This is a genomic window from Streptomyces sp. NPDC088097 (assembly GCF_044741845.1).
Lineage (GTDB): Bacteria > Actinomycetota > Actinomycetes > Streptomycetales > Streptomycetaceae > Streptomyces.
The window spans coordinates 606,224-630,093 of record NZ_JBIUTJ010000003.1; the positions used below are offsets into that span (position 1 = coordinate 606,224).

The following is a 23,870-nucleotide window of genomic DNA, read 5'->3' on the forward strand; positions in this document are numbered from 1 at the left end:
GACCGCCCTCGGCCTCGCCCTCATCTGGGCCGCCGTCCGCACCAACCAGACCAAGGAGAAGTGACGATGCCCCAGGACATGCGCACCCAGGTCGCCGCCTGGCTCACCTGCCTCGGCATCAACCCCAACCGCGTTCCGATCAACGGCGATCTGTACATCGACGAAGGCGCCGCCGGCCGCGAGCTGCACTACGACGAGTACGTGTTCGACACCAACGACCGCCCGCTCCTCGACGAACGCGACAGCCTGCTCACCGCCCCGAAGGCGTGCCCGCTCACCGTCGAACCGCCCGAGCACTGGCAGCCGTACCGCAAGACGACCGTGGAGGAAGTCGAGGCCGAACGGGACGGGGCGTACCGCGAGCGGGCCCAGCTCGTCGCCCACCTCGCCAGCCTCTACCCCTCCACCATCGGCCTGACGGACCCGGACGCGCCGGACTGGCCCGTCGTCACCATCAACACCCCCACCGGGCAGATGACCTGGCACATCTCGACCATCGACCTCGACCTGTTCGAGCACGTCGAGCGATCCCTCGGCCCGGTCTGGGACGGCCACACCACCGACGAGAAGTACGAGCGGCTCCGGCAGCTCACCATCCGACCGAGGCGAGGGCTGTAGCCGTGAGCGACAACGCCCTCGAAGCGGTGCGCTACCTCTGCATCACTGCCGTCACCCTCGGCATCGTCATCGGCTCCGTCCTGGAACACCGCCGGAAGCCCTGAGCATGCGCGAGGGGCGCGCCTCATGTCTGACCAGGACAGGCGCGCCCCCAGGTGCTGATCACGATACCGCCCGACCAGCACCGGGAGCCACGATGAACAACACCGCCACCACCCTCCGCACCCTCATCACCACCTGGCCCGACCTCCGCAACGCCCTCGGCGACCGCCCCACGATCGGCGCGTTCGGCCTCGGCCTCCGCGGCTACCTCGCGGCCCTCGACGAGCACGACATCGCCGAGGCCGCCGCCCTCCGCGCCGAGGAGCGCAACCCCGCGCAGCTCGGCGACCGGCCCGTCCCGCTCAGCCTCCGCATCTACGACACGATGCGCGCGGTCGAGGCCGCCCTCGCCACCTGCGCCGAGGTCACCGCGGCCAGCATCCAGACCGAGCCCATCCCCCTCCCCGGTCGCGACTGGCCCGCCGACGACCTGGCCCGCCGCACCGCCGCCTCCCGCGCCGACCTCGCCGACCCCCGCCGGTGGCGGTTCCGTGGCCGGACCCCGTCCGCGCAGCACACTGCGCTGTGGCTCCTCGCCCGCGTCGAGCAGCGGCCCGGCCCGTTCCGTCGACTGTCCGAGGCGCAGGAGCAGTACATCGGGGCCATCGCCCGCGGTGCCGTCCAGCGGATCGAGGAGGCCCTCGACGTCGCCGACGGCCGGCGGGAGTTGGGGGCCGGTCACGTGTGCGCGTGCGGCGGGACGATCGAGGTCTACGGCGGGGCGGGCGCGACCCCGTGCGCGCGCTGCACCGGCTGCGGGGCGCTGTGGACGGAGCGCGGCATCGTCGCTGCGTAGAGGGTTGTTCGGGGTTGTTCGGGGGTTGTCCAGGACCGGCCGGACAACCCCCGCCCGCAGTAGCATGGATACATCACATTCGAGCGATGGGTCGCGGGCTGCGGCACTACTCGATCCGCCCCACCGGCCCCCCAGGGGACAGCGACCGGCGGGGCGGACGTGTGTCAGCCCTCGGCCTGGGCCGCCTCAGCAGCGCGGGCCGCCGACTTCACCGCCATTTCGAGATCGACCCGGTTGATGCCCGCCTCCTTCGCGTGCTCGGTCACTGCGATCCGGACCGTCTCCGCCGCCTCCAGCCAAGGCCGCCACGCCTCCGCGCTGTACGGGCCGGCGGTCGCCTCAGCTCGGGCTGTGTTCGTCGCGCGCTGGAGTTCGATCAGATGCTCAGGGGGTTCGATTTTCGCCACCGCGTGATCCTACGGTCCCGGCTCCAGCTCACCGCCGGGGCTCGCGGCTGGCAGCTCACGGGGTCTCCATGCCCCACGGCGCAGGCCAGACGTCGAACCCGCCGCCCCGCCACTCGATCCACGGCGAGGCCGCGATCTGCTCCTCGTCCCAATCCAGGCCCGCCCGCCGCAGGAACTTGCGGACGTCCTTCAGGCTGTGCGCGAGGCCGAGAATCTCGCTGTCGACATGGACCCGCCGGCCACCGGACTCGTCAGGGACGTGCACCACGATCTTCTGACTCATTGCTCCAGCCTGCGGGCCTCCGGTCAGTCCAGCACGCCGAGCGCGGCGTCCGGCTGGCAGTACGGGCACGCCTCCAGGCGGTCGACGCCGAGCGCGCGGAGGGCGGCCTCACGGGCGAGCGGCCGACGTCGGAATCCCTTGCCTCCCATGGAGCAGCCCCCGATGTGCACGCGGGACGGCTTCTGTCCGAGGTCGAGTTCCAGCTCCCATTCCGGCGGCGGTGCAGCGGGCAGGCGGGCGGCGACCTCTGCGGCCAGGGCCTCGGCGGTCTCGATCTCCCCGCGGACCCGCTCCAGGGTGAGGACGAGCCACGTTTCCAGGGTGCGGAGACGGGCGAGGTCGGGCGGCAGATCGGACACATGTTCGAGTCTACGCGCAGCCCAGCCCCCCCACGCGCCCTCCCACGCGCCCCCCGTACACCCCGACCGTAGACCGAGACCCGGAGGAGCAGCCCTTGACCCGCACGCACTCAACGAACAGCCTCGCTGCCGAACTCGGCACCCCCGAGATCATCACCGACGCGCAGGGCTACCAGCAGATCCGCATCCCGCTGGTCACCGAGACCGGCACCATCGTGTACGCCGACGTCAGCCCGTTCAACGCCAAACGGTTCGCTGACGGAATCGGCCGGATCTCCTACGCCGCCCGCCAGCACAACGCCACCCAGCCGCCCGCACCCCCGAAGAACGATCAGCCACAGGACACTGAGGACTCTCACGGTCCGCTCGGCGCGTTCATCACGGCCGTCCGCCAGGAGCGCGGGATCTGGACCGAAGACCGCGTCTCAGCGGTCGCCGAGCGCCACGGATACAGGCTCGACGGGCTGGAGGCGCACGAGTTCCTGGAAGACCTTGAGCGGCGCGGCCTACTACGGTGGATTCGGGTGGGGCAGTACGAGACCCGCACGTAAGGCCCGGACAGCACGGAGCCCCCGATCCGCCAGGGACCGGGGGCTCCACCGTGCGCGGCTACTCGGCGGCCCTGTGCGCCTTCTGTCGTGCTACCCACGCGGGGAACAAGCCGCTCTCCTCCAGGAAGGCCAAGCCCGCCGCGTCCGCCACGTCTCGCGCTTCTCGCCAGGAACCCCCGGCTGCTCGCAGATCGGCCATCGCCTGATTCTGAACGCGGTGCATTTCGGCAATGACCTGGCCTCGGACGCGGGCCATCTCGTCACGCCGCCGCATAGCGTCCGACCTGGCTCCGGGCGCGCCCATCACGTTGTACTTGGCGCGTTCAACAGCGACGGCCGCCATTTCTGCTGCGTAGGCCGCACCTCGGCTGGGATGCCACTCCTCGGTTCGGCGCGCCACCTGGGGCCACCAGGGCTTGTCGTGGTGCCCGATACACCGCTGCTCGGGGTCGTATGCCGATCCGATGTAGAGCAGCGTGTCGTCCGCAGCGAAGAGCCGATACACCGCAGCCTGCCTACGTTCCGGCGCCGTCGGACTGGTCGCGTTGGGCAAGGTCATGAGATCCACCTTCCGCTGGCGGCATCTGCCGCTTCGGTCGCTGCCCTTGCCGAGACGTGCGGTTGCGGAAGTAGGCCTCGACCACGCGCCAGTCGAAGAGTCGCATCCGGCCGACCTTCATCACGGGTGCCGGCCAAGCCGGGTCTTCCTCCGCGAGCTGACGGCAGCGCTGCACACTCACGCGCTTGAGGCCAGCCGCCTCCATGCGCGCGGGCATGTCCGGGAACGAGATCAAGTCCGGACCTCCCGTCTCTGCGACTTCCTCCGGTGGGGAGTCGGGCATGGCTCCATCCTCTCAACATCCTTGTTTTAAAACAAGGAAGTCGCTACGGTCGTACCAGCAACATGGAACGGCCCCGGTCGGTGTGTGAGAGCCCGACCGGGGCCAGCCATCCACCTGCACGAACAGGGGACAGCCATGACACACCGTACCCAGCTCAACCAGGCCGAGGAACACCTCCGCCGCTCCCGCGAAAACCTCCCCGTAGCCGCACAGCTGCTCTACGCCGTAGCCGACCTCCTCGTCGACGCCCAGCCGGCCGAGCCGGTCACCAACCGCGTGGCCGGACTCGCGTTCACCTACGCCGGACTCGCTGTCCTGGCCCAGTACCCGCAGGCCGTCCAGGACGCCGCGCTCGACCGCGCCCTCGCCGTCGTACCCGAGGCCCGACCGAGCGAGACCGGCGGCGAGTGGGCCCTCCGCCTCCGCGCCGCAGCGGGGAGCGTCCGGTGATCGAGGACGCCGACGCCACCGCCGCCGAGCTGCTCGCCCGCGCCGCAGACGACTACCGCGAAGCCCAGCCCGCCCGGGAAGCCGAGACCAACCGCACCCCGGGAGGTGGCGCATGACCAGTCTCGTACCGCTCCACAACCCGGCCCACGACCTTCCCGCAGGTGCGCTCCTCCTGCCCGTCGCCCTCCAGCTCGCCCGCGAGGCCCTCGCCAAGCACGCCGACGCAGACATCCGCCACGGCAGCGCCATGTACCTCGCGGCCAGCGACCTCCAGTACGCGCTGCGCAACCTCATCGTCGCCCTCGACCACCCGACGGAGACCTGATGCGCGCCCTCTACATCCTCGCCATGGTCTGGCCGCTGGTCCTGCTGGCGTTCCTCGTCGGCCGCCACTTCGCCTGACCCCCACCCCTCCGGCCGGGCCCGCCCCCGCGCGCCCGGCCCCCGCACGCCCAGGAGCACCCCGTGACCAGCGACCGCCTGACCCGCGGCCAACAGTGGACCCTCGCCGCCACCGCGCTCCCCATGATTGGCGCAGGCATCGCCGGCGGCCTCGGCACCTACACCAACATTCGGGCCGAACTCGGCCGCTCCGAAACCGCTCTCGGCGTCGTCGCCGCAGGCGAAGGCGTCGCGCTGACCCTTGCACTGCTCGTTGTCGGCCTTACCCTCCTCGGCCAAGCGGTGCCCGCGGTCGTCCGCCTCGGACTCTGGGCCGCGCCCCTCGCCGCATCCGCCACCGGAATCAGCGCCGCCGACGACCTCACCGAGGCCGCCGTCTACGCCGTCACCCCCATGGCCATGAGCGTGGCCGCCGAAGGCCTCGGCCTCCTCGCCCGCCGGATCGTCATCCACCGCACCGGAGTCGACGCCGAGGCCATGCGACGCAACGCCGAAACCGTGCAACGCCTCGCCACCCTTCGGGCCATGGCCACCAACCACCCCAGCCGTCCCGTGCGCTGGATGTCCGACCGGCGCGCCTGGCGCCTGATTCGCCGCATCGGGGTCGGGGATACCCAGCTCGGGGCGCAGCTCGTCGGAGTGCAGCGCGACCGACTGCACTCGGGTGCGGATGCAGCCCTCGCATCCATGCTCGGTGGCCCGGCTGCACCCACACTCCCGGCTGCGCAGCCGCACCCGCTCGCGCTGCCCGGGGGCGGCTTCGAAGCCGCAGCCGCCGAGGCCGTCGCGGTCGCCTCACCAGCCCACCTCAACCCGCCCCCGCAGCCTCCGCACCCGCCCACCACAGCCGCCCCACAGCCGGGCGCAACCGCATCCCCCGCAGGTCACACCCTGAGCGCAGCCGTGCCCGCAGTCGGCCCGGATGCGCAGCCCGTAGCCACCATCCCCGACCCGGATGCGGATGCGCAGCTCCTCGAAGCCGCAGCCAAGCTCAACGCAGCCGCACTCGCGGCCGACGGCCGCCCCGCATCCCTGCGCACCCTCCAAGCCGAGCTGCACATCGGCCAGCGCCGGGCCCAGCGCATCCAGAAGCAGCTCCCCAGGAAGGCGTCATGAACCCCACCCTCGGCTCGGTCCTCGTCGGCTGCCTCTTCATCATCTGGGAACTCGCCGCCTGGTTCCCCGGCGTGAAGGCACTTCGCTCCAGCCCCCTCGACCACCTCGGTGCCCTCCTCCCGTTCGTCCTCTGCTGGGGCATCGGCGCGCTCACAGTGATGGTCGTCGGCGGCCTCGTCGGCTGGCTCGGCGACGGCACCCTCTGGGGCCTGAACACCTTCGGGGACGGCCTCCTCGTCTACGGCGTCGGCGCGGAGACCGGCACCGCGCCCGGCTCGCCCGCAGCGCCCCTGACCCAAGGCGGCCTGTTCATGGTTGTCCTCGTCCTCGGTGCCTTCATCGCCCGCCGCCGGCGTGGGGCCACCACCTCGAAGTGGCGGGGCTGGTTGTCCGGGATCGGCATGGGCCTCTCCGGCGGGGTCGCCCGCTATGCCGCCGTGCCGCTCGCTTCCGCCGCGAACTTCACCGGGGTTTGGCTGACCGGGGTCCTGTCGTGACCGCCGTCGAGCAGCCCCCGGCCACCGAGGTAGAGGTGGGCAACCGGGTTGCGGGCTACGTGGTCCTCGCCGTTGCCACCGCCGGGGCCGGAGCGGTCGCCGTTGTGCACCCCGAGGCCGCCTACTTCGTCACTGGGCTCCTCGCCTCCGCTGGAGTCCGCAAGGCCCACGGCTGGGTCATTGCCCGCCGAAACTCGGCCGACGAGGCCGAGCCCGTCGACCTGGTTGCCGTCCTGCGCGACCTTGCCGCCGGGGGTAAGCACGTGCGTCTTACCCAGCTTCAGGTGGCCGCGGGCCTGCCCGACACCAAGGCGGTGCGCGCCCTCCTCGACGAGGCCGGGATCCCCGTCCGAACCGGGGTCCGTGCGGGCGGGAAGAACGGGCCCGGCGTCCACCACGACGATGTGCCGCCCCTTCCCGCGCCTGAGAGTGACACCTCTTCCGGGGGTTGTTTGTGCAGCTCAACGGCCAACACCAACGCCAACAAAGGCCAGCCGAACGCGGTCCGAGAGGGGTTGAGTGTAGAGGCCATTGGCCAGGCCGGATCCGTCATCCGCGACCCGGCCGAGCGCCGCGCGTACACCGTCTGACCTCGGGGCGGCCTCCGCCTGGCAGCTACCGGCCGCCCCGGGTCCCCATCCCTCACGAGAGACAGGACCGCCATCATGGACCACCCCTTCCAGGCCACCATCTCCGAGGCCGAGTTGATCCGCCGCCATCAGGAGGCCGTCGCCGCGCAGCAGGCCGAGCAGGAGCGCCAGAACCAGCCCACGCCCCAGGAGGGATGATGGATGGCATGAGCGAGCAGCAGGGTACGCACTTCATCTTCATGTCCTTGACGGTCCCCACACCTCAGGGCTTCATGACGCTGCGACGGTCGGGAGCCATCACGCCGCCGCCGGGAGCGACGCGGCTGGACATGTTCGAGAAGCTGCGACAGCAGGTCCTTGCGGAAGATCCGAGCTACGCCGAGGCCGCCGTGATCTCCTTCGACATCCAGCCCAACAAGCTGTGATCCGGCCACACATGAGGGGTGTCGTTTCGGCCGTGTCGGGCGTAGCGTGCTCTGCACAGCGTCTGCCAGCGGGCGGCACCAGATCTCCCCGGGTGTGATGCCGCCTGAGCCCCGCCGTGACCACCCCCACGGCGGGGCTCTCCCACGTCACAGACCAGTCACAACGCACGCACAGCCACCCGAACTTCGCCACGATGACGCGATGCGCACCCACCACACCGTCATCACCGCACTCGCCGCCGCCGGGACTCTAGCCCTCACCGGCTGCTCCAGCAGCGACACCCCCGCCGACTCAGGGCCGCCAGCCTCCTGGGTTCGCGAAAGCGGCACCAGCCCGGCCACCGCCCAACCCTCCGCAGACCCGGGGCGCGCCAACCTGGAGAAGACCGTCCGCGCCTACTCCGCGGCCTACTTCAAGCCTGACGGGAAGACGGCCTACGCCACTCTGTCGAAGCGCTGCCAGGCCAAGGCCGGAGACGCCGAGCTGTTCGCCGGACTCGTCAACAGCGCCGCCAAGACCTACGGGCGACAGGAAATCCAGACCCTCACCATCGACCAACTCGCCGGCGACCTGGCCCGCGTCAGCTACACCTACTCGGTGCCCGTCCTCAACCAGTCGCAGCAGCCGTGGGCGCGCGAGGGCGGCGCCTGGAAGTACGACGGCTGCTGACTCTGGCGGCGGCTCGGCGGTACCGTTGGGGCTGCACGCTTCGGTCGGGGGTCAGTGCGAGCGGTGAAACTCCGTACCCGACCTGTCAGGGCAACCGGCGAACTGGCGTACAAGAGTCGGCCCGGCCACGGGAAAGGGCGCAGGCGCCGCCCCCGAGTACCAACAGAGTGCCCCCGCTCCGGAGCGGGGGCACTCGGCTTTTGCATCCAGTTGCACAATCGGTCCCGCGTACCGCATCATGGGCCGCAGATCCGGCGTGCCCGGACACAGAACATCGCGTCAGCCCCGCCACCGCGCGGGGCTGACGCATACCCAGACCCCCGCCGCCCTGCCGGACTCCCGCGCCCCAACGCGGTCGAGCCCCCGGCGGCGGGCCCTCACCCCTGCTGCCCGGCGACGGGCATAGAGAGCCTGGCCGTAGCCCCTGAGGAACGCTCGGGACATCGCGCGGTTGGCCAGCGACCGGGCAGCAGGCCCACCACCGGGAGGTGACCGCATGCCCAAGGGCGCCCCCATACCGCTCAGTGACGAGGAGGCCGACGAGATCCGCCGGCTTCACGCCGAGGGCCTCGGCCGCAACGAGATCGCCCGCCAGATCGGCCGCGGCACCCGCACCGTATCCGTGTGCTGCGCCCGCCTCGGCCTGATCTTCACCAACACGGCGACCGAGGCAGCCACCGCCGCCCGGAACGCCCAGCTCGCCGAGAAGCGCTCCATCCTCGCCGACGCTCTGACCGACGATGCCCTCCGTCTCTCCGCTCAGATCTGGGAGCCGGCCACCGTCTACAACTTCGGCGGCAAGGACAACACCTACGAGGAGCAGCAGCTCCCCGAGCCCCCGGCGGCCGACAAGCGTGCGCTCATGACCGCCGCGACGGCCGCCGCCGCGCAGTCGCTGCGCCTGGTCCCGCCGGAGACCGAGACCGAGGGCATGGCCGCCGTCGACCAGTGGCTGAGGGGGATGATGGGCGGCGCCCCCGCCCCGGAGTAGCCGACCGGGAGGGGGCCCGCCGTGTACAAGGCCCTTGTCGGGAAGCAGCTCCGCTCCACCCAGTTGGCGACCGCCCGCGGGAACCTCTGGGAGGGCGCGGTCCGCTCGTCGAAGACCATCTCTTCGATCATGGTGTGGCTGCGGTACGTCCGCACCGGCCCCGCTGGCCCCTTGCTGATGGTCGGGAAGACCGAGCGGACGCTGAAGCGCAACATCATCGACCCGCTGATCGAGATGGTCGGTCCGAAGCGCTGCGTGTACAAGGCGGGCGCGGGCGAACTGGTCCTCCTCGGCCGAAAGATCTACACCGCAGGCGCGAACGACGAACGCGCGGCCGAAAAGATCAAGGGGCTCACCCTCGCGGGCGCCTACCTCGACGAGGTCACCACCTTCCCAGAGACGTTCTTCTCCATGCTCGGCACCCGCCTCAGCATCGAAGGCGCGCAGTGGTTCGGAACGACCAACCCCGAAGGCCCCAACCACTGGTTGAAGAAGAAGTTCCTGGACCGGGCCCGCTTCCACCTCCGGCGCGACGGCACGGTCGTCGAGTCGCAGGCCGACGACGCCATCGACCTGCACCGTTTCTCGTTCAGCCTCGACGACAACCCGTACCTGCCCACGAAGTACGTCGCCGACCTCAAGATCGAGTACCAGGGTTTGTTCTACCGGCGGTACGTCCTCGGCGAGTGGTGCCTGGCTGAAGGTGTCGTCTACGACATGTTCAGCGAGGCCCGACACGTCGTTGACGTCGTACCGGTGATCGACCGGTGGATGTGCGTGGGCATCGACTACGGCACCATCAACCCCCTGTCCGCGCTGCTCGTCGGCGCCGGTGCCGATGGCCGCCTGTACGTGGCCAGCGAGTACCGGCACGACTCCCGCACCGCGCGCCGGCAGCTCACGGACGCCGCCTACAGCGAGGCATTCCGCGACTGGCTCGGCTCCTACGAACACGGCGGGGTACGGGGCGTGAGCCCGCAATGGATCTTCGTGGACCCGTCGGCCGCATCGTTCATGACCCAGTTGTGGGCCGACGGCGTCCCCGGCGTGGCGAAGGCTCAGAACGACGTCAAGGACGGAATCCGCTCCGTATCCGTGGCGCTCGGCTCCAACGTGCTGTCCGTGCACCGCTCGTGCAAAGGCCTGCTGTCCGAACTCCCCTCGTACGCCTGGGACCCGAAGGCCGCCGAGAAAGGTGAGGACAAGCCGCTGAAGGTCGACGACCACAGCGTCGATGCCCTGCGGTACGCCCTGCACTCCACCTCGCACGAATGGCGGGGCCTGGCCCGCCCGAAGCTGGAGGTGGCTGCCTGATGGCGTTCGAGACAACGTACGAGGCGTTCCTGGCCAGAGTCACCGCCCAGCGTGGTCCCGCCGAGGCGCGCGCCATGTGCGAGCCGTTCGCCCGCAACCTCTCGGGCGACATCCAGGCCTTGGCAACCGACGCGGATCCCGACGACGCCGCACAGTTTCTGCGCCTCGCCGATCAGATGGACCCGGACAGGAGGGAAGTCCCCGATGGCACTGCCTGAGAAGGGCGCCCCCTGGCCGCCGATCGACCCGTCCGTCCGCTCCGACATGGAGGACTGGGCCGCCTGGTACTCCGCCAGCCCCGACCGCCTCACCTACCGGTACACCAACCGGCACCGCGACGGCCGCGCCTATGGACAGCCCGCCAACCGGCCCAGCCAGTACCGCGGCGGCCTCGTCGGGACCATGGCGCGCTTCTTCTGGGGCGAGCCGACCCCGCTCGGCGAGAAGCGCGCCAAGCTCCACATGCCGCTCGCCCGCGACATCGCGCGCACCAGCTCCGACCTCCTGTTCTCCGAGCCTCCGAAACTCGTGACCGAGAACACCGCCACCCGCGACCGCCTCGAACAGCTCATGGAGGACGGCCTCCGCCGTACCCTCATCGCCCAGGGCGAAGCATCCTCAGCACTCGGCGGGGCCTACCTGCGGGCCGTCTGGGACCTGAAGGTCAGCCCGCGCCCGTGGGCCAGCCTCGTACGCGCCGACGGCGCCGCCCCCACCTTCGTCCACGGCCGACTGGCCGCGGTCACCTACTGGACCGTGCTCGGCGTGGACGGCCAGAAAGTCGTCCGGCACCTGGAGCGCCACGAACCGGGAAAGATCCTCCACGGCGTCTACGAGGGCACCGAGGACAACCTGGGCAAGCCCGTCGACCTGGGCGCGTTCAAGGAGACGAAGGGCTATCTCCCCGCGCAGATCCTGCCGATCGGGAACCGGCTGGCCAGCGTCTACATCCCGAACACCATGACCGCCCCGGACTGGCACGATCTTCCGGGCGCCGTCGGGCTCGGCACGTCGGACTTTCAGGGGTCGGAAACGATGCTCGCCGCGATCGACGAGACGTACACGAGCTGGATGCGGGACGTCCGTCTCGCCCGGTCCCGGATCCTCGTACCGTCCGGCTACCTCCAGTCGAATGGGCCGGGGCAGGGAGTGGCGTGGGAGGACCGCGAGGTCTACGCCATGATGAACATTCCGCCGACGAGTGATCATCAGATCACTGAAAATCAGTTCAAGATTCGGCACGTCGAGCACCGTGAGACCATCGCCGACTTGTTCGCCCGGGTCATCCACACCGCCGGGTACAGCAGCGGCACCATGGGCGACGACTCGGGCGGCCCGGCCGTCACTGCCACAGAGATCAAGGCCCGCAACGCGCGCAGCATGAGCACGCGCGCGCGTAAGGCCGAGCTGGAGGCAGTCGGCATCGCCGACATTGCGGAGATCATCCTCCTCCTGGAGGCATCCGACCTGTTCCCCGGCCTGGACTCGGTACCGGTCGAGCGCCCCACGGTCGAGTTCCAGGACTCGATCCAGGACGACGTCAAGGTCTTGGCCGAGTCCGCCGCCCTGTACCGGCAGGCCGAGGCCATGTCGACCGAGACCATCGTGGCCTTGGTCAACAAGGACCGTGACGCGGACTGGCAGGCCGAAGAGACCCGCCGAATCCTGCGCGAATCCGGCCGAGACGTCGCCGACCCGACCGCGGTCGGCGCCGAGTAGCCGTGGGGAGGCGAACCGATGCCCGTCTCCCCCGCCATGGCCGAGGATCTCGCCGCCGCCGTCACCATGCTCTACGAGGACGCCGAGCTGGCCCTGATCGGAATCCTGCGGGACGCGCTCGCAGAGGGCATCGACTCCCCCCGCTGGGCCGAGTTGAAGCTCCGGGCGCTCGGCGACCTCCGCGAAGCCGTCGAGACCGTCGCCAACGCGCTCCAGACCGATGCAACAGGCGCCGTTGCCGAGGCCCTCGCCACGGCGTACGGGCGGGGCCGTCAGGCCGCGGTTGCCGAGCTGGGCGCGCTGGACATCGGCCGGGAGCTGCACGTCCGCCGGATCCTGCCGAACGCTCCCGCAGTCGACCGGCTTGCCGCGTCGTATGCGGCTGACACCCGGCCGCTGTACCAGCGCATTACCCGCGCCGTCCTCGATGTCTTCCGGGGCGTCACCGCGCGGGCGGCCGGGACTCAGCTCCTGACCGGGATCACCCGCCGCGACGCGAGTCAGCGCGCCCTCGACGAGTTCGCGCGCCGCGGCATCACCGGATTCGTCGACTCGCGCGGCCACGGCTGGAACCTGGCCTCCTACGCCGAGATGGCCGTCCGCTCCGTCACCGCCCGCGCGGCGATCGACGGGCACATCGACGCGATGGCCGAGGTCGGCCAGGGCCTGGTGATCGTGTCCGATGCTCCGCTGGAGTGCGAGCGATGCGCGCCGTGGGAGGGCGAAGTCCTCGCGCTGGCGGGCCCGCCGGGGCCGCGCACGGTCCGGGTCGAGCACGCGATCCAGCCGACGGGCCTCCGCAGCGTCTTCCGGCCTCCTACGACGGTGGCCGTCCACGTCGCGGGAAGCCTGCTCGAAGCCAGGGCAAAGGGTCTATATCACCCCAACTGTCGTCACAGTCTGGCCCTCTACCTCCCCGGCGTGACGACCCGGCCCCCGCACCACGCGACGCCCGGCACCACCTACGCGGACACGCAGCGGCTGCGGGCGATCGAGCGGCACATCCGCGAGTGGAAGCGCCGCGAGGTCGCCGCAATCGACGACGGCGCCCGCGCGAAGGCGGCGGCGAAGGTGCGCATCTGGCAGGCCGCGGCCCGCGCGCACGTGGCCGCGCACGAGCACATCGTCCGCCAGCCCGCGCGCGAGCAGATCGGCCAGGCCCGCTAGGTACCGAGGTTACGGATGGCTTCCTGCCGGAACTGGTCGACGTAGGCGTCCCAACTGATGCCGCGCCGAGCCGCGTCGTTCTCCATCAGGAAGCTGATGAGCTGCGACATCACGACGGCCACGTCGTCCGCGTCAGGTCGGCGCCGCCATTCCGCGACCCAGGCCTCAGGGCCGTCGTTGCGGATCAACTCAGCCAAGTTCAGCGCGGCCATGATCCGCGTCATCGCTGGATTCTCCATCCGCGAACTCTACGAGCGCCGACTCACCCACACCAGAGCTTCCCGGCACCCGCCGCACGGCACCGCCGGATGATCCCGAAACGGGAGCCCACCATGAACACCCCTTTCCGCCACCCCCTCGCCTCGCACCCCGCTGGCACGATCCTCGGCCACCGCACGGACGGCCGACCGATCTACGTCATCGCGGGTGGCAGCAACGAGGGCGCCGCCGACGCCGGTGGCACCCCGCCCGCGGGTGAACCCTCGACCCCGCCCGCGACGCCCCCGGCCACGCCTCCGGCCGCCCCCGCACCGAGCGGTGACGGAACGGACTGGAAGGCCGAAGCCCGCAAGTGGGAACAGCGAGCCAAGGAGAACAAGACCGCTGCCGAGCAGGGCAAGACGGCGGCCGAGGAACTCACCAAGCTGCGCGAGCAGTCCATGACCGACCAGGAGAAGGCGGTCGCGGCGGCCGAGAAGAAGGGCCGCACCGAAGCCGCTGCCGAACGGGACCAGGCCCTCGCCGAGCGGGACGCCCGGATCCGCGAGCAGGCTGTTGAGCTGGCCGTCCGCGACCACGCCGACAAGGCAGGCGCGAAGCCCAGTGCGCTCCTCGACTCCCGCAGCTTCCTGAAGGCCGTTGCCGACCTCAACCCCTCCGACAAGGGATTCAGCACGGCCATCGAGACGGCCATCAAGGCCGCCGTAAAGGACAACCCCGCGCTCGCCGCGTCCCCGGCCGCCACCGCGTCCGGCGGCGACCTCTCCGGCGGGACCGGAGAAGGCAACACCCGGCAGCGCCCCACCTCACTCCACGCCGCCGTGCGCAGCAGCCTCGGCACCTAACCCTAGGAGCACCCCGTGCCCGTGACCCTCGCCCAGGCTCAGATCAACAGCCAGGCCGACATCGACTACGCCGTCATCGACAACCTGCGCCGCTACTCGTGGCTCCTCGACCAGATCGCCTTCGACGACACGGTCACCCCCGGTACCGGAGGAGGCAGCCTCACCTACGGCTACACCCGCCTCACCGCCGGCCGCGGCGCCCAATTCCGTGCCATGAACTCGGAGTACACCCCGGCGCAGGCCAACCGGCAGCGGTACAGCGTGGACCTCAAGCCCCTCGGCGGCGCGTTCACCATCGACCGGGTCCTCTCCCGGCTCGGCGCCTCGCAGACCAACGAGATCAGCTTCCAGATGCAGCAGCTCCTGACGGGCGTCCGCACGTCCTTCCAGTACGAGCTGATCCGGGGCGACACGGCCGTCAACGCCGACGGATTCGACGGCCTCGACAAGAGCTTGACGGGGCAGTCCACCGAGTACCTGCCCGTCAACGAGGGCGTCCCCACCGGCTACCTGGACTGGACGCGCGGCACCATCGACACCCAGCCCGAAGCCATGGCCCAGCTGGACATCGTCGACGACTTCCTGTCGCGGATCGTGCCCTCCCACACGGGCGGCGGCGACGCGGGCGCGGCTGGCGCGCTCCCGCCCGGGGTGAAGGCCATCCTCGGCAACACTAAGAGCATCACCCGGATGCGGGCCCTGGCCCGCTGGGCGACGATCTACACCGCGATCAAGGACGACCTCGGCCGTCAGATCGAGATGTACGGGCAGTGGGTCCTCGTCGACCTCGGCGACAACGCTCTCGGCTCGGCCCCGATCATCCCGGTCGAGACCCGCGACCCCGACGGCGTGGGCGCAGGTGGGAACATCACCAGCCTCACCGACCTGTACGCCGTGTCCTTTGGTCTCGACGCCCTCCACGGCGCGGCCGTGGCCGGTCAGCCGCTGGTCAACGCCTACATGCCGGACTTCACCCAGCCCGGCGCGGTCAAGACCGGTGAGATCGAAATGGGCCCGGTCGCGGCCGTGCTCCGCAACACCCGGTCGTGTGGGGTACTCCGGAACATCAAAATCGCCTAGTCGGTCCCCTCTGACCTGCGATAATGGGCAGAGGAGACCCCGGCGGGTGCTGGTAACACCCCCGGGGCGTGGCCGACCTGACGAGAGCAGATCGACATGTCTCAGCGTAGCTGTGTAGTGGACTCGTGCGAACGACCGGCATATCACCAGCGGGAGTGGTGCAAGTCGCACTACGACCGGTGGAAGCGGTATGGCGACGTCAGAGCTGATGTTCCTTTCCAGCGCAAGGCGCCCCAAGGGGAGCACTGCACGTTCGGATGCGACAGGCCTCCGATCGCACGGGGGTGGTGTGCCATGCACTACAACCGCTGGCGCCTGACCGGAGATCCTGGTCCTGCATCCAGGCTCTATCAGAGGAGCAAGCCCGAGGCGGAGGCGAAGCTCTGCTCGTCCTGCCGGAACGAGAAGCCGAAGTCGGCATTCCACAAGGAGCCCCGCAACGGTGATGGCCGGTCCTCCCAGTGCAAGGCATGCGCCAGCCTGGGCCACCGGAACCGAACGCTGCGCCGCAAGTACGGCATCACGGCCGCCGAGTACGACGCTCTAGTCGCCGCTCAGAACGGGCTCTGCCGTATCTGTCTCAATCCGCCACCGTCCGATCAACGAGGGCTGGTGGTCGACCACTGCCACTCGACCGGCACTGTGCGTGGTCTGCTCTGCAACAACTGCAACGCGCTTCTGGGCATGGCTGCCGACGACGTGGCGCGGCTCCGCAGCGCCATCGACTACCTCGAAAGAAGTCGAGATGACTCAGTTCCAAGTTCATTCCCCCGAGGGGGGATTCAGCGGTGAGATCAGCGGCGTCGTCTTCCGAGACGGCGCCGCTCTCGTATCCGGTGACCTTCCCCAGCACCGTGCGGCCCTGGCCTACTTCCGGCGTAGCGGCTACCGCGTCACCGACGAGGCCCCGGCCGAACCGACTGTCCAGGACGCCCCTGCGGACGTCTTCGACCCGGCCGACCACAACGTGGTCGATGTCCTCGCCTACCTCGCCGACGCCGACGAGGACGAGCGGGCCCGCGTGCTCGCCGCAGAAGAAGCGGGCCAGGCCCGCGCCACCATCCTCAAGAAGGGACCTTCCGGTGAGTGAGCAGCTTGGCGGGTACACCCGCAACGTCCGTGACGCCATCGCGCACATCAACGCCGCCGACCCCGCGTCGCCGGATACCTTCTTCCGCCGCAACATGCCCCGCATCGGCCTGTACGACTCGGCCAGCGACACCGGCCAGGTCGCCCTCGCCACCGGGGTTATGACGTCGGTGCCGATCCATCTGCGCTCGGGCGACGTCATCACCAACGTCTCGGTGCGCTCGGGCGCGACCGCGGCGGGCACCCCGACGAACTACTGGGTGGCGCTCTACGACAGCTCGGCCACGCCGGCCCTGCTGGCGCAGTCCGCCGACCAGACGTCGACCGCGTGGGCCGCGAACACCACCAAGACGTTGGCGCTGGCCAGCACGGTGACGATCACGCGGTCGGGGATCTACTGGGTGGGCATCATGGTCACGGCCACGACCCCGCCCACGCTCCTCGGCGCGTGCGCGGCTCCGGCGGTCGTTACCGGCGAGCGGAACCTCTCCCAGTCGTCGGGGTCGTCGCTGACCGCGACGGCCCCGACCACGATCGCGAGCGTCACGGCCAAAAGCTTCGTGCCGTACGTCGTCCTCACCTGATGGACAGCGGTACGCCTTCCGTCGAGGAGCAGGAAGCCGCGCCGCCGCCTGCGCCCCCGGCCCGGTACCGCGTCAGCGCGCCCGGGCCGGTGACCGGCGGCGTCATGGGCGTGGCCTTCGCCAACGGTCAGGCGCTCATCGAGGACGCGACCCAGCACGAGGGGGCGCTGGTCTGGTTCCAGGCTGAGCCCGGCTACCACGTTCAGCCCGTCGACCTGCCCGATTCTAGCCCCGAACCGGCGGCCGAGCCTGAGGACGCTCCGTCCCCAGTCGAGGCGCCGGTCGAGGGCGAGCCCTCCGAGGACAGCGCCTCGGCGGCCCCAGTCCGACGACGAAAGTAGGGGGCAGCCATGCCCGTGATCAGCGACTTTTCCATGACCGCCAGCGTGGCCCAGACCAAGAGCCAGGACTTCACCGTCACGACGGACCCGCTCGCCCGGATCTGGGCCACCCACCTGGAGTCCGGCACTGGTGCCGGGCAGGCAGACCGCGCGTTCCACGACCAGCGGACCCTCGCCGCCAGCGCGACTGAGGATCTCGACCTCGCAGGCATCCTGACCGACGTCTACGGCGCCGCGATCACGTTCGCGCGGATCAAGGGCCTGTTCATCGCCGCGTCCAGCGCGAATACCAACAACGTGGTGATCGGGGCGGGTACGAACCCGTGGGCCACCCTCTTCTCGGCGACCGGGACTGTGACCCTCAAGCCCGGCGGATGGTGCGGCTTCGGCGCAGGCGCCGGCGACGCCATCGGCTGGCCGGTCACAGCGGCCACCGGCGACATCCTCAAGGTCACCAACTCGGCGGGTTCGACGTCGGTGACGTACGACGTCGTCATCGTCGGCTGCTCCGCATAGAAGGGGGTCCGGCCGTGGCCCGTATCTACGCCTCCGCCGACCAGTACGAGGCCCACACCGGAACGGCGGCGCCCGTCGACATCGAGGCCCGTATCGCCCGGGCCTCCCGGTTCCTCGACGCGAACGTGTTCCGCATGTGCTCGTACTCCGTGGACACGGCCACCGGCCTCCCCGCCGACAGCGCGGTCGCCGAGGCGCTCGCGAGCGCGGTGTGTGCGCAGGTCGAGTGGGGCGTTGAGGTCGGCGACGTCACCGGTGCGGCTGCTGCCGGGTGGGGCACGGTCGAGATCGGCGACGTACGCCTCGGCCGGTCCGTCACCTCCGTGTCGGGCGACGCATCCGCAGCCCGGCAGGTCGCCCCCGCCGTGTGGGACGCCCTGCAATCCCCCGACCTGGCCGCGGTCGGGTTCCGGCTGGGGGCGGTGAGCGTATGGGGGTGATTCCCGGGTTCCTGCTGCGGCATCAGGTGACGATCGAGCCCTATGCCGGGGACTCGGCGTACGGCCCGCAGTACGGGCCGGCGGTGACCGTCCGCGCGTTCGTCACGGAGAAGGTGCGGACTGTCCGGGATAAGCGCGGTGAGGAGGTCGTGGCGTCCACCACTGTCTATCTCCTCCCCACGCAGGACTGCCCCCCCGAATCCCTCGTCACCACGCCGTCAGGCCGGACGGCGTCCGTCATCACCTCCGCCCTCCACGACGGCGGGGGCCTACCGACACCTGATCATCGGGAGGTGACCCTCACATGAGGCAGCACACCGGCCTGCGGTGGGAGGGTGGACGGCTCGGCGCAACCCGCCGGGGCCGCCGCGGCGCCGAGGAGGGCCTCCAGAAGGCCCTCGAACATCTCCTCGCCGAATCCCGCAAAATCGTGCCCTTGCGTGAGGGCACCCTGGAGCGCTCCGGCCGTGTCGTCCGCGACGGTCTCGTCGGGGCCGTCACCTACGACACCGTGTACGCGAAGCGCCAGCACGAAGAGTTGACCTGGAAGCACTTGCCCGGGCGTAGCGCCAAGTACTTGGAGCTTCCCCTTAACCGGGAGCGGGACGTGATGCTGCGGCTGATGCAGGTCTCGCTACGGAGGTGGCTTAGTGGCTGACCTCCTCGACGGGCTCGCCCGCCACCTGGCCGCGCGCGGCCACGGCACCTACGACAAGACCGGCGCGAGCGGGGACCTCTACATCGAGGCACTGCCGTCCACCCCGGGGGCGTGTGTCGTCCTCGGCATCTACGACGACGGGACCGTCCAGGACTCCCGCATCGGCTACGACACCGTCGCCGTGCAGGTCCGCGTGCGCGGGACGACTGACCCGCGCGTGAGCCGCCAGCGCGCGCTCGCGATCCGCTCCGAGCTGCACGGCCTCGGCCAGGTCACCCTGCCGGACGGTACCGAGTTGCTGCTGTCGGTCGCCCGGAATGTGGCCGGTCTCGGCACGGACGAGAACCGCCGCCATGAGCACGTTTTCAATGCGTTGATGCAGGTCCGGTCGGTGACCGCGCACCGCGTCTGACCCTCCCCCCTCTCTCCCCTCAGCCCGCACGGCGTTGCCGACGGGCTCCTCGCCATGCCCTGAGGAGATCACCATGCCCGCCACGAAGTACAACGCGCGCGACGTCGTGTTCCAGATCGAGAACTACGCCAGCCCCGGGACGTGGGTGGCGATCTCGCCGCTCGCGGTCAACACCTTCACCAAGTCCGAGGACGAAGAGACCACCGACACGACCACCTTCGGGTCCGCCGGTCAGGCCGAGTCCATGAAGATGCAGATCGGCAAGAGCCTCCAGTTGGAGGGCTTCCGGCTCCGCGACTCCGCGACCGGCGCCCTCGACCCCGGCCAGGCCATCGTCGAGGCGATGAACGACCGCCTCGGCACGTCCTCGTTGACCGGGTTCCGGTGGGCTCACACCACCGACACCACCTGGACCGTGTGGGCCCAGACCCGCGTCAGCCTCGGTGACCAGGGCGGCGGCAACAACGACGAGGTGTCGTGGTCGGCGACGTTCACCCGGTCTGGCCCGTCGACCACGGCGGCCAAGCCGTGACGGCCCGCGTCAGCAAGTCCCAGTCATGGGACGCCTTCTGGGCCGAAGCCGCACCCCACGCAGAGGTTGAGATCCGCGGCGTCATGGTGCAGGTCCCCACGGACATGCCCATGGGCGTCGAGCAGCGGATCCAGGAACTCCAGGACTCTACCGAGCTGGAGGACGTCGCCGAGCTGGTGTCGCTGCTCTTCGGGACCGACTGCATCGCGCAATGGCGCGAGGCGCGCATGGGTCTCAAGGAGTTCCAGACGGTCCTCACGTGGGGGCTCGCGCGCGCGTCCGGCCGCGACACCACGTTCGCCGAGGCCCTCGCCCTCGTCGAGCAGGGCGCACCGGCGGGAAAAGGACCGAACCGAGCCGCACGGAGATCGCAATCCGCCGCTACTGGTGGGCCCTCGAAGCGGACCTCCAACGCGAGTACCGGCTCGGCCCGCAAGACATCGCGCAGCTGACTCGCCGCAGGTTCTACGTCCTCCTCGCCGGTCTGTCCGCTGACGCGATGTGGCGGCGGATGGCGGGCGACGAGATCTCTGTCGTGGACGACGCCTCCCAGATCAAGGCGGCTCTGGCCTCTCTCGCCACCTGACAGGAGGCCGCAATGTCGCTGACCATCGGTGAACTCGTTGCCCGGATCGACGCCGACGACTCCGCGTTCCTGCGGGGTCTGTCGGACGCCGAGCTGGAAATGCGTGGGTTCCAGCGGGAGATCACCGGGGGCCTTCGCACCCTCGACTGGGAATTTGCTCAGCTTGGCGACCTGCGCGCGGCAGAGCTGCGCCTGAACGGCTTCGTACAGCATGCGGACGGCTCTCTACGAACCCTGACCGGCCAGTTCGCAGAGCTGAACCGACCTGTACACGTCGAGATGGAAGCCGACAGCAGCGGCGTGGAGCACGCCGTCGAGCGGGTCGTGACCAGCATGCGGTCCGGGGACCGCGAGGGGCACCGCTTCTCCGGGACGCTGCGGGGCCTGGGCTCGGCGGCGGGGGCCCTCGGCTCGGTGGCTGCGACGGCCGGGACGATGGCGGCGGGCCTCGGCGCCGTCGTCCCGATCGCGGCCGGCCTCGCGGCGACGCTGGCGAACATCGCACCTGCCGCGGGCGTGGGTGCCACGGCCGTGTTCGCGTTGGCGCAGGCCACGGCAGCATTCAAGATCGGTACGTCGGGGATCTCGGAGGCAGTCGGCGCAGCCGGAAAGTCAGCGGGCGTCGCGTCCGGGCAGGCCAAGGCGGCGGCCTCGGCACAGCAGAGCCTCACGGACGCGGTGAAGTCTGCGGCCCGCGCCAACGAGCAGGCAGCCAAGCAGGTTGCCACCGCCGAGCGGGGCTTGGCCGACGCGCAACGCGAGTCCCGTGCCGCGCAGATGGCCCTCAACGATGCCAGGGAGCAGGGCGCCCGCGACCTGGAGGACATCAACAACCGGCTCGCGGACGCCGAACTGTCGCAGCGAGACGCCGTCCTGGACATTGCCGACGCCGAGGCCGAACTGGCGAAGGCGAGGCAGTCCGGGGATCCGAAGGACATCGCGCGGGCGCAGCTGGCGTACGACCGTGCCGTCCAGCGCCTGAAGGAACAGACGACCGAAACAGCCAGGTTGCGCGCCGAGACCGCGAAGGCCAACACGGCTGGCGTGGAGGGGTCGAACGCGGTCCGGCAGGCCCAGGAGCGGATCGCCGACACGCAGCGGACCGTCGCCGACAGCGAGCAGACCCTAGCGGACGCCCGCCAGGACGCCGCCCGTACCGCAGCCGACGGGATCGAGCAGGTGCGGCGCGCTCAGGAGGCCCTCGCCGAGGCGGGCGCGTCCAGCGGCGGGGCTGATCCGTTCGCGGAGGCCATGGCCAAGCTCGCGCCTGCGGCGCGTGAGTTCGTCACCGCGCTGATGGCACTGAAGCCCGCGTGGGAGTCGCTGCGGCTGGACGTGCAGCAGACCCTGATGCAGGGCCTGGCCGGGGAGATGACCCGGACCGCGGGCAGTGTCCTGCCGGTCCTGCGTAAGGGGCTGGTCGACTCCGCTGGCGCCCTGAACCTCATGGGTCGTGGGGTCCTAGACGCGGCGCGCGAGCTGGCCGACTCCGGGACGCTCGGGCGCGCGATGTCCTCGGCGTCGGCCGGGCTGAAGAACCTGTCCCGGGCTCCGGGGCAGGTCGTCACCGGACTGGGCCAGGTCGCTGCGGCGGCGGGCCCGGCTTTCGAGCGGCTCACCGCGGCTGCGGCCAAGGGCCTCGACGGTGTGGCCGCGCGGATGGCGTCCGCGTTCGAGAGCGGCCGCATGCAGACGGCCATCGACCAGGCCATCGGTCTGATTGGCCAGTTGTTCGATGTCTTCGCGAACGTCGGCGACATCTTCGCGAGCGTCCTGGGGCCGATGGAGACATCCGGCGGCGGGTTCATCGGGATCCTCCAGGACATCACGCGGTCGATGGCGGACGCCTTCGCGACGCCTGCGGTGCAGGCCGGGCTGAAGGCGATCTACGAGACGATGTCGGTTCTCGGAAAGACCGTCGGTCCGCTGCTCGCGGATGCGCTCCAGGCCATAGCGCCAATTTTCGTGGCGCTCGGCCCGCCCATCCAGACGCTAATAAAGGCCTTCGGTGAGGCCCTAGGGCCCGTCATTAAAGCCTTGGGTCCAGTTTTGGAAAGCGCAGCAAAGGCATTCGGGGAATTGATTACGGCAATATCCCCGCTTTTGCCAGTAGCGGGTGAATTGATTGCCGCTCTGCTCCCCGCTTTGACTCCGCTTTTCGATGGACTGGGCGTCGTTTTTAAAGAATTGGCCCCGGTAATTAAGATCGTGGCGGGAATCCTGAAGGAAACCCTAGGCCCCATTTTCGCGCAACTGCCGGGAATTATCGGGCCGATCGCTACGCTTTTGGCTGGTCAGCTCGGTTGGGGCCTCAAGCTGGTGGGCGAACTGCTGACCACCCTGGCGCCCTCGTTCAAGATCCTGGGTGAGACCATCGGCAAATTGATGATCGCACTGGGTCCGCTGATTCAGGTCTGGGGCGAACTGATCGCCAAAATGATGGTCGAGCTGATGCCGTTCTTGATCCCGCTGATTCAGCTGATCGGCGATCTCGCCACGATTTTTGCGGATCAGCTCGCGGGGATCATCATTTCCGTCGTCATTCCCGCAATCGAGATGATCACCAAGCTTTTGCAAGGTGATTTCTCCGGCGCGTGGGATGCGGCAAAGCGAATGATCATGGGAATGATGGTTACCTGGCTCAACTTGTTCGAGAATCTCCCCACCCGAATCTGGGACGCCCTGTCGAAACTCGGCGACAAACTCGCCGAGCGCCTGCGCGACGCCGGCGACCGGGCCGCCGCAGTGCTCATCGAGAAGCGCGGCGTCATCCTCACCACGCTCGCGAGGATCCCGGCCATGGCCTCCGAGGCCCTAGGTGACCTGGGCTGGGTGCTCTGGAATGCAGGCGCGCGCCTGATCGGTGGCCTGATCGACGGACTCCGCGCGATGGTGCCCAGCTTGAAGGAACACCTGTCGTGGATCACCAACATGATGCCGAGCTGGAAGGGGCCGCCGGAGACCGACGCACGGATCCTCACCCCCGCCGGCCGCAGCCTGATCGAAGGCTTCCAGCGGGGCATCAGCCTCGCCACTCCGGGCCTCCAGGACCAGCTCGCCGGGCTCACCGGCAGCCTCCCGGGAATGGCGCTCGCCCCCGCCGGTGCGATGGGCGGCCCGGGCGGACCGTCGGCTCGGTCCGTACCGCGCGTCATCGTCGAGGTCGAAGGACCCGACGCCATGAAGCAGTTCATCCGGCGCATCGTCGCGTCCGACGGCGGCGACGTTCAGCAGGTACTGGGGCGAGTGAGTTAGAGAGGAGGGGCCTG

36 protein-coding genes are annotated in these 23,870 nt (G+C 70.0%); 30 read left to right on the top strand and 6 right to left on the bottom strand.

Annotation, left to right across the window (positions count from 1 at the left end):
- Window positions 1–66 precede the first annotated feature (66 nt).
- Complete coding sequence (locus tag ACIOD1_RS12875) at window positions 67–618, top strand: hypothetical protein (RefSeq protein ID WP_401902029.1); 552 nt, start codon at window positions 67–69, stop codon at window positions 616–618.
- Window positions 619–814: 196 nt separating this feature from the next.
- On the top strand, window positions 815–1,516 hold the full coding sequence (locus tag ACIOD1_RS12880; protein ID WP_401902031.1) for a hypothetical protein: 702 nt from the start codon (window positions 815–817) through the stop codon (window positions 1,514–1,516).
- Window positions 1,517–1,680: 164 nt separating this feature from the next.
- Here the strand turns inward: ACIOD1_RS12880 and ACIOD1_RS12885 are convergent, their stop codons facing one another.
- Genes ACIOD1_RS12885 through ACIOD1_RS12895 form a run of 3 tightly spaced genes read right to left on the bottom strand, consistent with a single transcriptional unit; the run spans window position 1,681 to window position 2,565 of the window.
- Entirely contained in the window at window positions 1,681–1,923 is a 243-nt protein-coding gene (locus ACIOD1_RS12885; RefSeq protein WP_401902033.1) for a hypothetical protein, read from the bottom strand.
- Between the two features lie 55 nt (window positions 1,924–1,978).
- Window positions 1,979–2,206, bottom strand: a complete 228-nt coding sequence (locus ACIOD1_RS12890) for a hypothetical protein (RefSeq protein WP_401902036.1) — start codon at window positions 2,204–2,206, stop codon at window positions 1,979–1,981.
- A gap of 23 nt (window positions 2,207–2,229) precedes the next feature.
- Window positions 2,230–2,565, bottom strand: coding sequence for a DUF6233 domain-containing protein (locus ACIOD1_RS12895; RefSeq protein WP_401902039.1), 336 nt, complete (start codon window positions 2,563–2,565; stop codon window positions 2,230–2,232).
- Window positions 2,566–2,660: 95 nt separating this feature from the next.
- On the opposite strand from ACIOD1_RS12895, the gene ACIOD1_RS12900 reads away from it, so the two are divergent.
- Complete coding sequence (locus ACIOD1_RS12900) at window positions 2,661–3,116, top strand: hypothetical protein (protein ID WP_401902042.1); 456 nt, start codon at window positions 2,661–2,663, stop codon at window positions 3,114–3,116.
- Window positions 3,117–3,174: 58 nt separating this feature from the next.
- On the opposite strand, the gene ACIOD1_RS12905 is transcribed toward ACIOD1_RS12900, so the two are convergent.
- Together ACIOD1_RS12905 and ACIOD1_RS12910 are read right to left on the bottom strand one after the other, a co-directional pair.
- Window positions 3,175–3,675 (bottom strand): hypothetical protein, encoded by a 501-nt coding sequence (locus tag ACIOD1_RS12905; RefSeq protein ID WP_401902044.1) that lies wholly within the window; start codon window positions 3,673–3,675, stop codon window positions 3,175–3,177.
- Window positions 3,632–3,958: a hypothetical protein gene (locus ACIOD1_RS12910; protein ID WP_401902046.1), complete on the bottom strand. Its 327-nt coding sequence runs from the start codon at window positions 3,956–3,958 to the stop codon at window positions 3,632–3,634. Before ACIOD1_RS12910 ends, ACIOD1_RS12905 begins: the two co-directional genes overlap by 44 nt.
- Window positions 3,959–4,093: 135 nt before the next feature.
- Between ACIOD1_RS12910 and ACIOD1_RS12915 the strand changes: the two genes are divergently transcribed.
- From ACIOD1_RS12915 to ACIOD1_RS12975, 13 genes are all read left to right on the top strand, one after another.
- Window positions 4,094–4,408, top strand: coding sequence for a hypothetical protein (locus ACIOD1_RS12915; protein ID WP_401902048.1), 315 nt, complete (start codon window positions 4,094–4,096; stop codon window positions 4,406–4,408).
- 112 nt (window positions 4,409–4,520) lie between these two features.
- On the top strand, window positions 4,521–4,733 hold the full coding sequence (locus tag ACIOD1_RS12920) for a hypothetical protein (RefSeq protein ID WP_401902049.1): 213 nt from the start codon (window positions 4,521–4,523) through the stop codon (window positions 4,731–4,733).
- Window positions 4,734–4,873: 140 nt separating this feature from the next.
- Window positions 4,874–5,926, top strand: coding sequence for a hypothetical protein (locus ACIOD1_RS12925; protein ID WP_401902051.1), 1,053 nt, complete (start codon window positions 4,874–4,876; stop codon window positions 5,924–5,926).
- Window positions 5,923–6,423, top strand: coding sequence for a hypothetical protein (locus ACIOD1_RS12930; protein ID WP_401902054.1), 501 nt, complete (start codon window positions 5,923–5,925; stop codon window positions 6,421–6,423). Before ACIOD1_RS12925 ends, ACIOD1_RS12930 begins: the two co-directional genes overlap by 4 nt.
- Window positions 6,420–7,013: a hypothetical protein gene (locus tag ACIOD1_RS12935; RefSeq protein ID WP_401902057.1), complete on the top strand. Its 594-nt coding sequence runs from the start codon at window positions 6,420–6,422 to the stop codon at window positions 7,011–7,013. Before ACIOD1_RS12930 ends, ACIOD1_RS12935 begins: the two co-directional genes overlap by 4 nt.
- Window positions 7,014–7,088: 75 nt before the next feature.
- A complete protein-coding gene (locus tag ACIOD1_RS12940; RefSeq protein ID WP_401902060.1) occupies window positions 7,089–7,211 on the top strand; it encodes a hypothetical protein in 123 nt (40 codons plus the stop codon).
- A gap of 8 nt (window positions 7,212–7,219) precedes the next feature.
- Window positions 7,220–7,438 (top strand): hypothetical protein, encoded by a 219-nt coding sequence (locus ACIOD1_RS12945; RefSeq protein WP_401902062.1) that lies wholly within the window; start codon window positions 7,220–7,222, stop codon window positions 7,436–7,438.
- Window positions 7,439–7,640: 202 nt separating this feature from the next.
- Window positions 7,641–8,108, top strand: coding sequence for a hypothetical protein (locus ACIOD1_RS12950; protein WP_401902065.1), 468 nt, complete (start codon window positions 7,641–7,643; stop codon window positions 8,106–8,108).
- A 496-nt stretch (window positions 8,109–8,604) separates the two neighbouring features.
- Window positions 8,605–9,099 (top strand): helix-turn-helix domain-containing protein, encoded by a 495-nt coding sequence (locus ACIOD1_RS12955; protein ID WP_401902067.1) that lies wholly within the window; start codon window positions 8,605–8,607, stop codon window positions 9,097–9,099.
- Window positions 9,100–9,120: 21 nt separating this feature from the next.
- The gene (locus ACIOD1_RS12960) at window positions 9,121–10,413 is read left to right on the top strand and encodes a PBSX family phage terminase large subunit (RefSeq protein WP_401902070.1); all 1,293 of its coding nucleotides are present in this window, start codon (window positions 9,121–9,123) and stop codon (window positions 10,411–10,413) included.
- Complete coding sequence (locus ACIOD1_RS12965) at window positions 10,413–10,631, top strand: hypothetical protein (protein WP_401902073.1); 219 nt, start codon at window positions 10,413–10,415, stop codon at window positions 10,629–10,631. Before ACIOD1_RS12960 ends, ACIOD1_RS12965 begins: the two co-directional genes overlap by 1 nt.
- Window positions 10,618–12,132, top strand: a complete 1,515-nt coding sequence (locus ACIOD1_RS12970) for a capsid protein (RefSeq protein WP_401902076.1) — start codon at window positions 10,618–10,620, stop codon at window positions 12,130–12,132. The genes ACIOD1_RS12965 and ACIOD1_RS12970 overlap by 14 nt, the downstream gene beginning before the upstream one ends.
- 18 nt (window positions 12,133–12,150) lie before the next feature.
- Window positions 12,151–13,299, top strand: coding sequence for a phage minor capsid protein (locus ACIOD1_RS12975; RefSeq protein WP_401902078.1), 1,149 nt, complete (start codon window positions 12,151–12,153; stop codon window positions 13,297–13,299).
- Here the strand turns inward: ACIOD1_RS12975 and ACIOD1_RS12980 are convergent.
- Window positions 13,296–13,538, bottom strand: coding sequence for a hypothetical protein (locus tag ACIOD1_RS12980; protein WP_401902081.1), 243 nt, complete (start codon window positions 13,536–13,538; stop codon window positions 13,296–13,298). The genes ACIOD1_RS12975 and ACIOD1_RS12980 overlap by 4 nt on opposite strands.
- Window positions 13,539–13,631: 93 nt before the next feature.
- On the opposite strand from ACIOD1_RS12980, the gene ACIOD1_RS12985 reads away from it, so the two are divergent.
- The 14 genes from ACIOD1_RS12985 to ACIOD1_RS13050 all read left to right on the top strand — a co-directional run bounded on the left by ACIOD1_RS12985 (window position 13,632) and on the right by ACIOD1_RS13050 (window position 23,856).
- Window positions 13,632–14,363, top strand: a complete 732-nt coding sequence (locus ACIOD1_RS12985; protein WP_401902083.1) for a hypothetical protein — start codon at window positions 13,632–13,634, stop codon at window positions 14,361–14,363.
- 15 nt (window positions 14,364–14,378) lie between these two features.
- Window positions 14,379–15,443, top strand: a complete 1,065-nt coding sequence (locus ACIOD1_RS12990) for a major capsid protein (protein ID WP_401902086.1) — start codon at window positions 14,379–14,381, stop codon at window positions 15,441–15,443.
- 294 nt (window positions 15,444–15,737) lie between these two features.
- Window positions 15,738–16,235: an endonuclease VII domain-containing protein gene (locus ACIOD1_RS12995; protein WP_401902089.1), complete on the top strand. Its 498-nt coding sequence runs from the start codon at window positions 15,738–15,740 to the stop codon at window positions 16,233–16,235.
- Window positions 16,189–16,533 (top strand): hypothetical protein, encoded by a 345-nt coding sequence (locus tag ACIOD1_RS13000; RefSeq protein ID WP_401902091.1) that lies wholly within the window; start codon window positions 16,189–16,191, stop codon window positions 16,531–16,533. The genes ACIOD1_RS12995 and ACIOD1_RS13000 overlap by 47 nt, the downstream gene beginning before the upstream one ends.
- A complete protein-coding gene (locus ACIOD1_RS13005; RefSeq protein WP_401902094.1) occupies window positions 16,526–17,116 on the top strand; it encodes a hypothetical protein in 591 nt (196 codons plus the stop codon). The genes ACIOD1_RS13000 and ACIOD1_RS13005 overlap by 8 nt, the downstream gene beginning before the upstream one ends.
- Window positions 17,116–17,457, top strand: a complete 342-nt coding sequence (locus tag ACIOD1_RS13010) for a hypothetical protein (protein ID WP_401902096.1) — start codon at window positions 17,116–17,118, stop codon at window positions 17,455–17,457. Before ACIOD1_RS13005 ends, ACIOD1_RS13010 begins: the two co-directional genes overlap by 1 nt.
- Before the next feature lie 9 nt (window positions 17,458–17,466).
- Complete coding sequence (locus ACIOD1_RS13015; RefSeq protein WP_401902099.1) at window positions 17,467–17,973, top strand: hypothetical protein; 507 nt, start codon at window positions 17,467–17,469, stop codon at window positions 17,971–17,973.
- 14 nt (window positions 17,974–17,987) lie between these two features.
- On the top strand, window positions 17,988–18,413 hold the full coding sequence (locus ACIOD1_RS13020; protein ID WP_401902101.1) for a hypothetical protein: 426 nt from the start codon (window positions 17,988–17,990) through the stop codon (window positions 18,411–18,413).
- A 26-nt stretch (window positions 18,414–18,439) separates the two neighbouring features.
- Window positions 18,440–18,721, top strand: coding sequence for a hypothetical protein (locus ACIOD1_RS13025; RefSeq protein WP_401902104.1), 282 nt, complete (start codon window positions 18,440–18,442; stop codon window positions 18,719–18,721).
- Window positions 18,718–19,071, top strand: coding sequence for a minor capsid protein (locus ACIOD1_RS13030; RefSeq protein WP_401902107.1), 354 nt, complete (start codon window positions 18,718–18,720; stop codon window positions 19,069–19,071). Before ACIOD1_RS13025 ends, ACIOD1_RS13030 begins: the two co-directional genes overlap by 4 nt.
- Window positions 19,064–19,483 (top strand): minor capsid protein, encoded by a 420-nt coding sequence (locus ACIOD1_RS13035; RefSeq protein WP_401902108.1) that lies wholly within the window; start codon window positions 19,064–19,066, stop codon window positions 19,481–19,483. The genes ACIOD1_RS13030 and ACIOD1_RS13035 overlap by 8 nt, the downstream gene beginning before the upstream one ends.
- A 73-nt stretch (window positions 19,484–19,556) precedes the next feature.
- Window positions 19,557–20,015, top strand: a complete 459-nt coding sequence (locus ACIOD1_RS13040) for a phage tail tube protein (RefSeq protein WP_401902109.1) — start codon at window positions 19,557–19,559, stop codon at window positions 20,013–20,015.
- Window positions 19,961–20,467: a hypothetical protein gene (locus ACIOD1_RS13045; RefSeq protein ID WP_401902111.1), complete on the top strand. Its 507-nt coding sequence runs from the start codon at window positions 19,961–19,963 to the stop codon at window positions 20,465–20,467. The genes ACIOD1_RS13040 and ACIOD1_RS13045 overlap by 55 nt, the downstream gene beginning before the upstream one ends.
- A gap of 146 nt (window positions 20,468–20,613) precedes the next feature.
- Window positions 20,614–23,856: a hypothetical protein gene (locus tag ACIOD1_RS13050; RefSeq protein WP_401902113.1), complete on the top strand. Its 3,243-nt coding sequence runs from the start codon at window positions 20,614–20,616 to the stop codon at window positions 23,854–23,856.
- The last annotated feature ends 14 nt before the right edge of the window (window positions 23,857–23,870 follow it).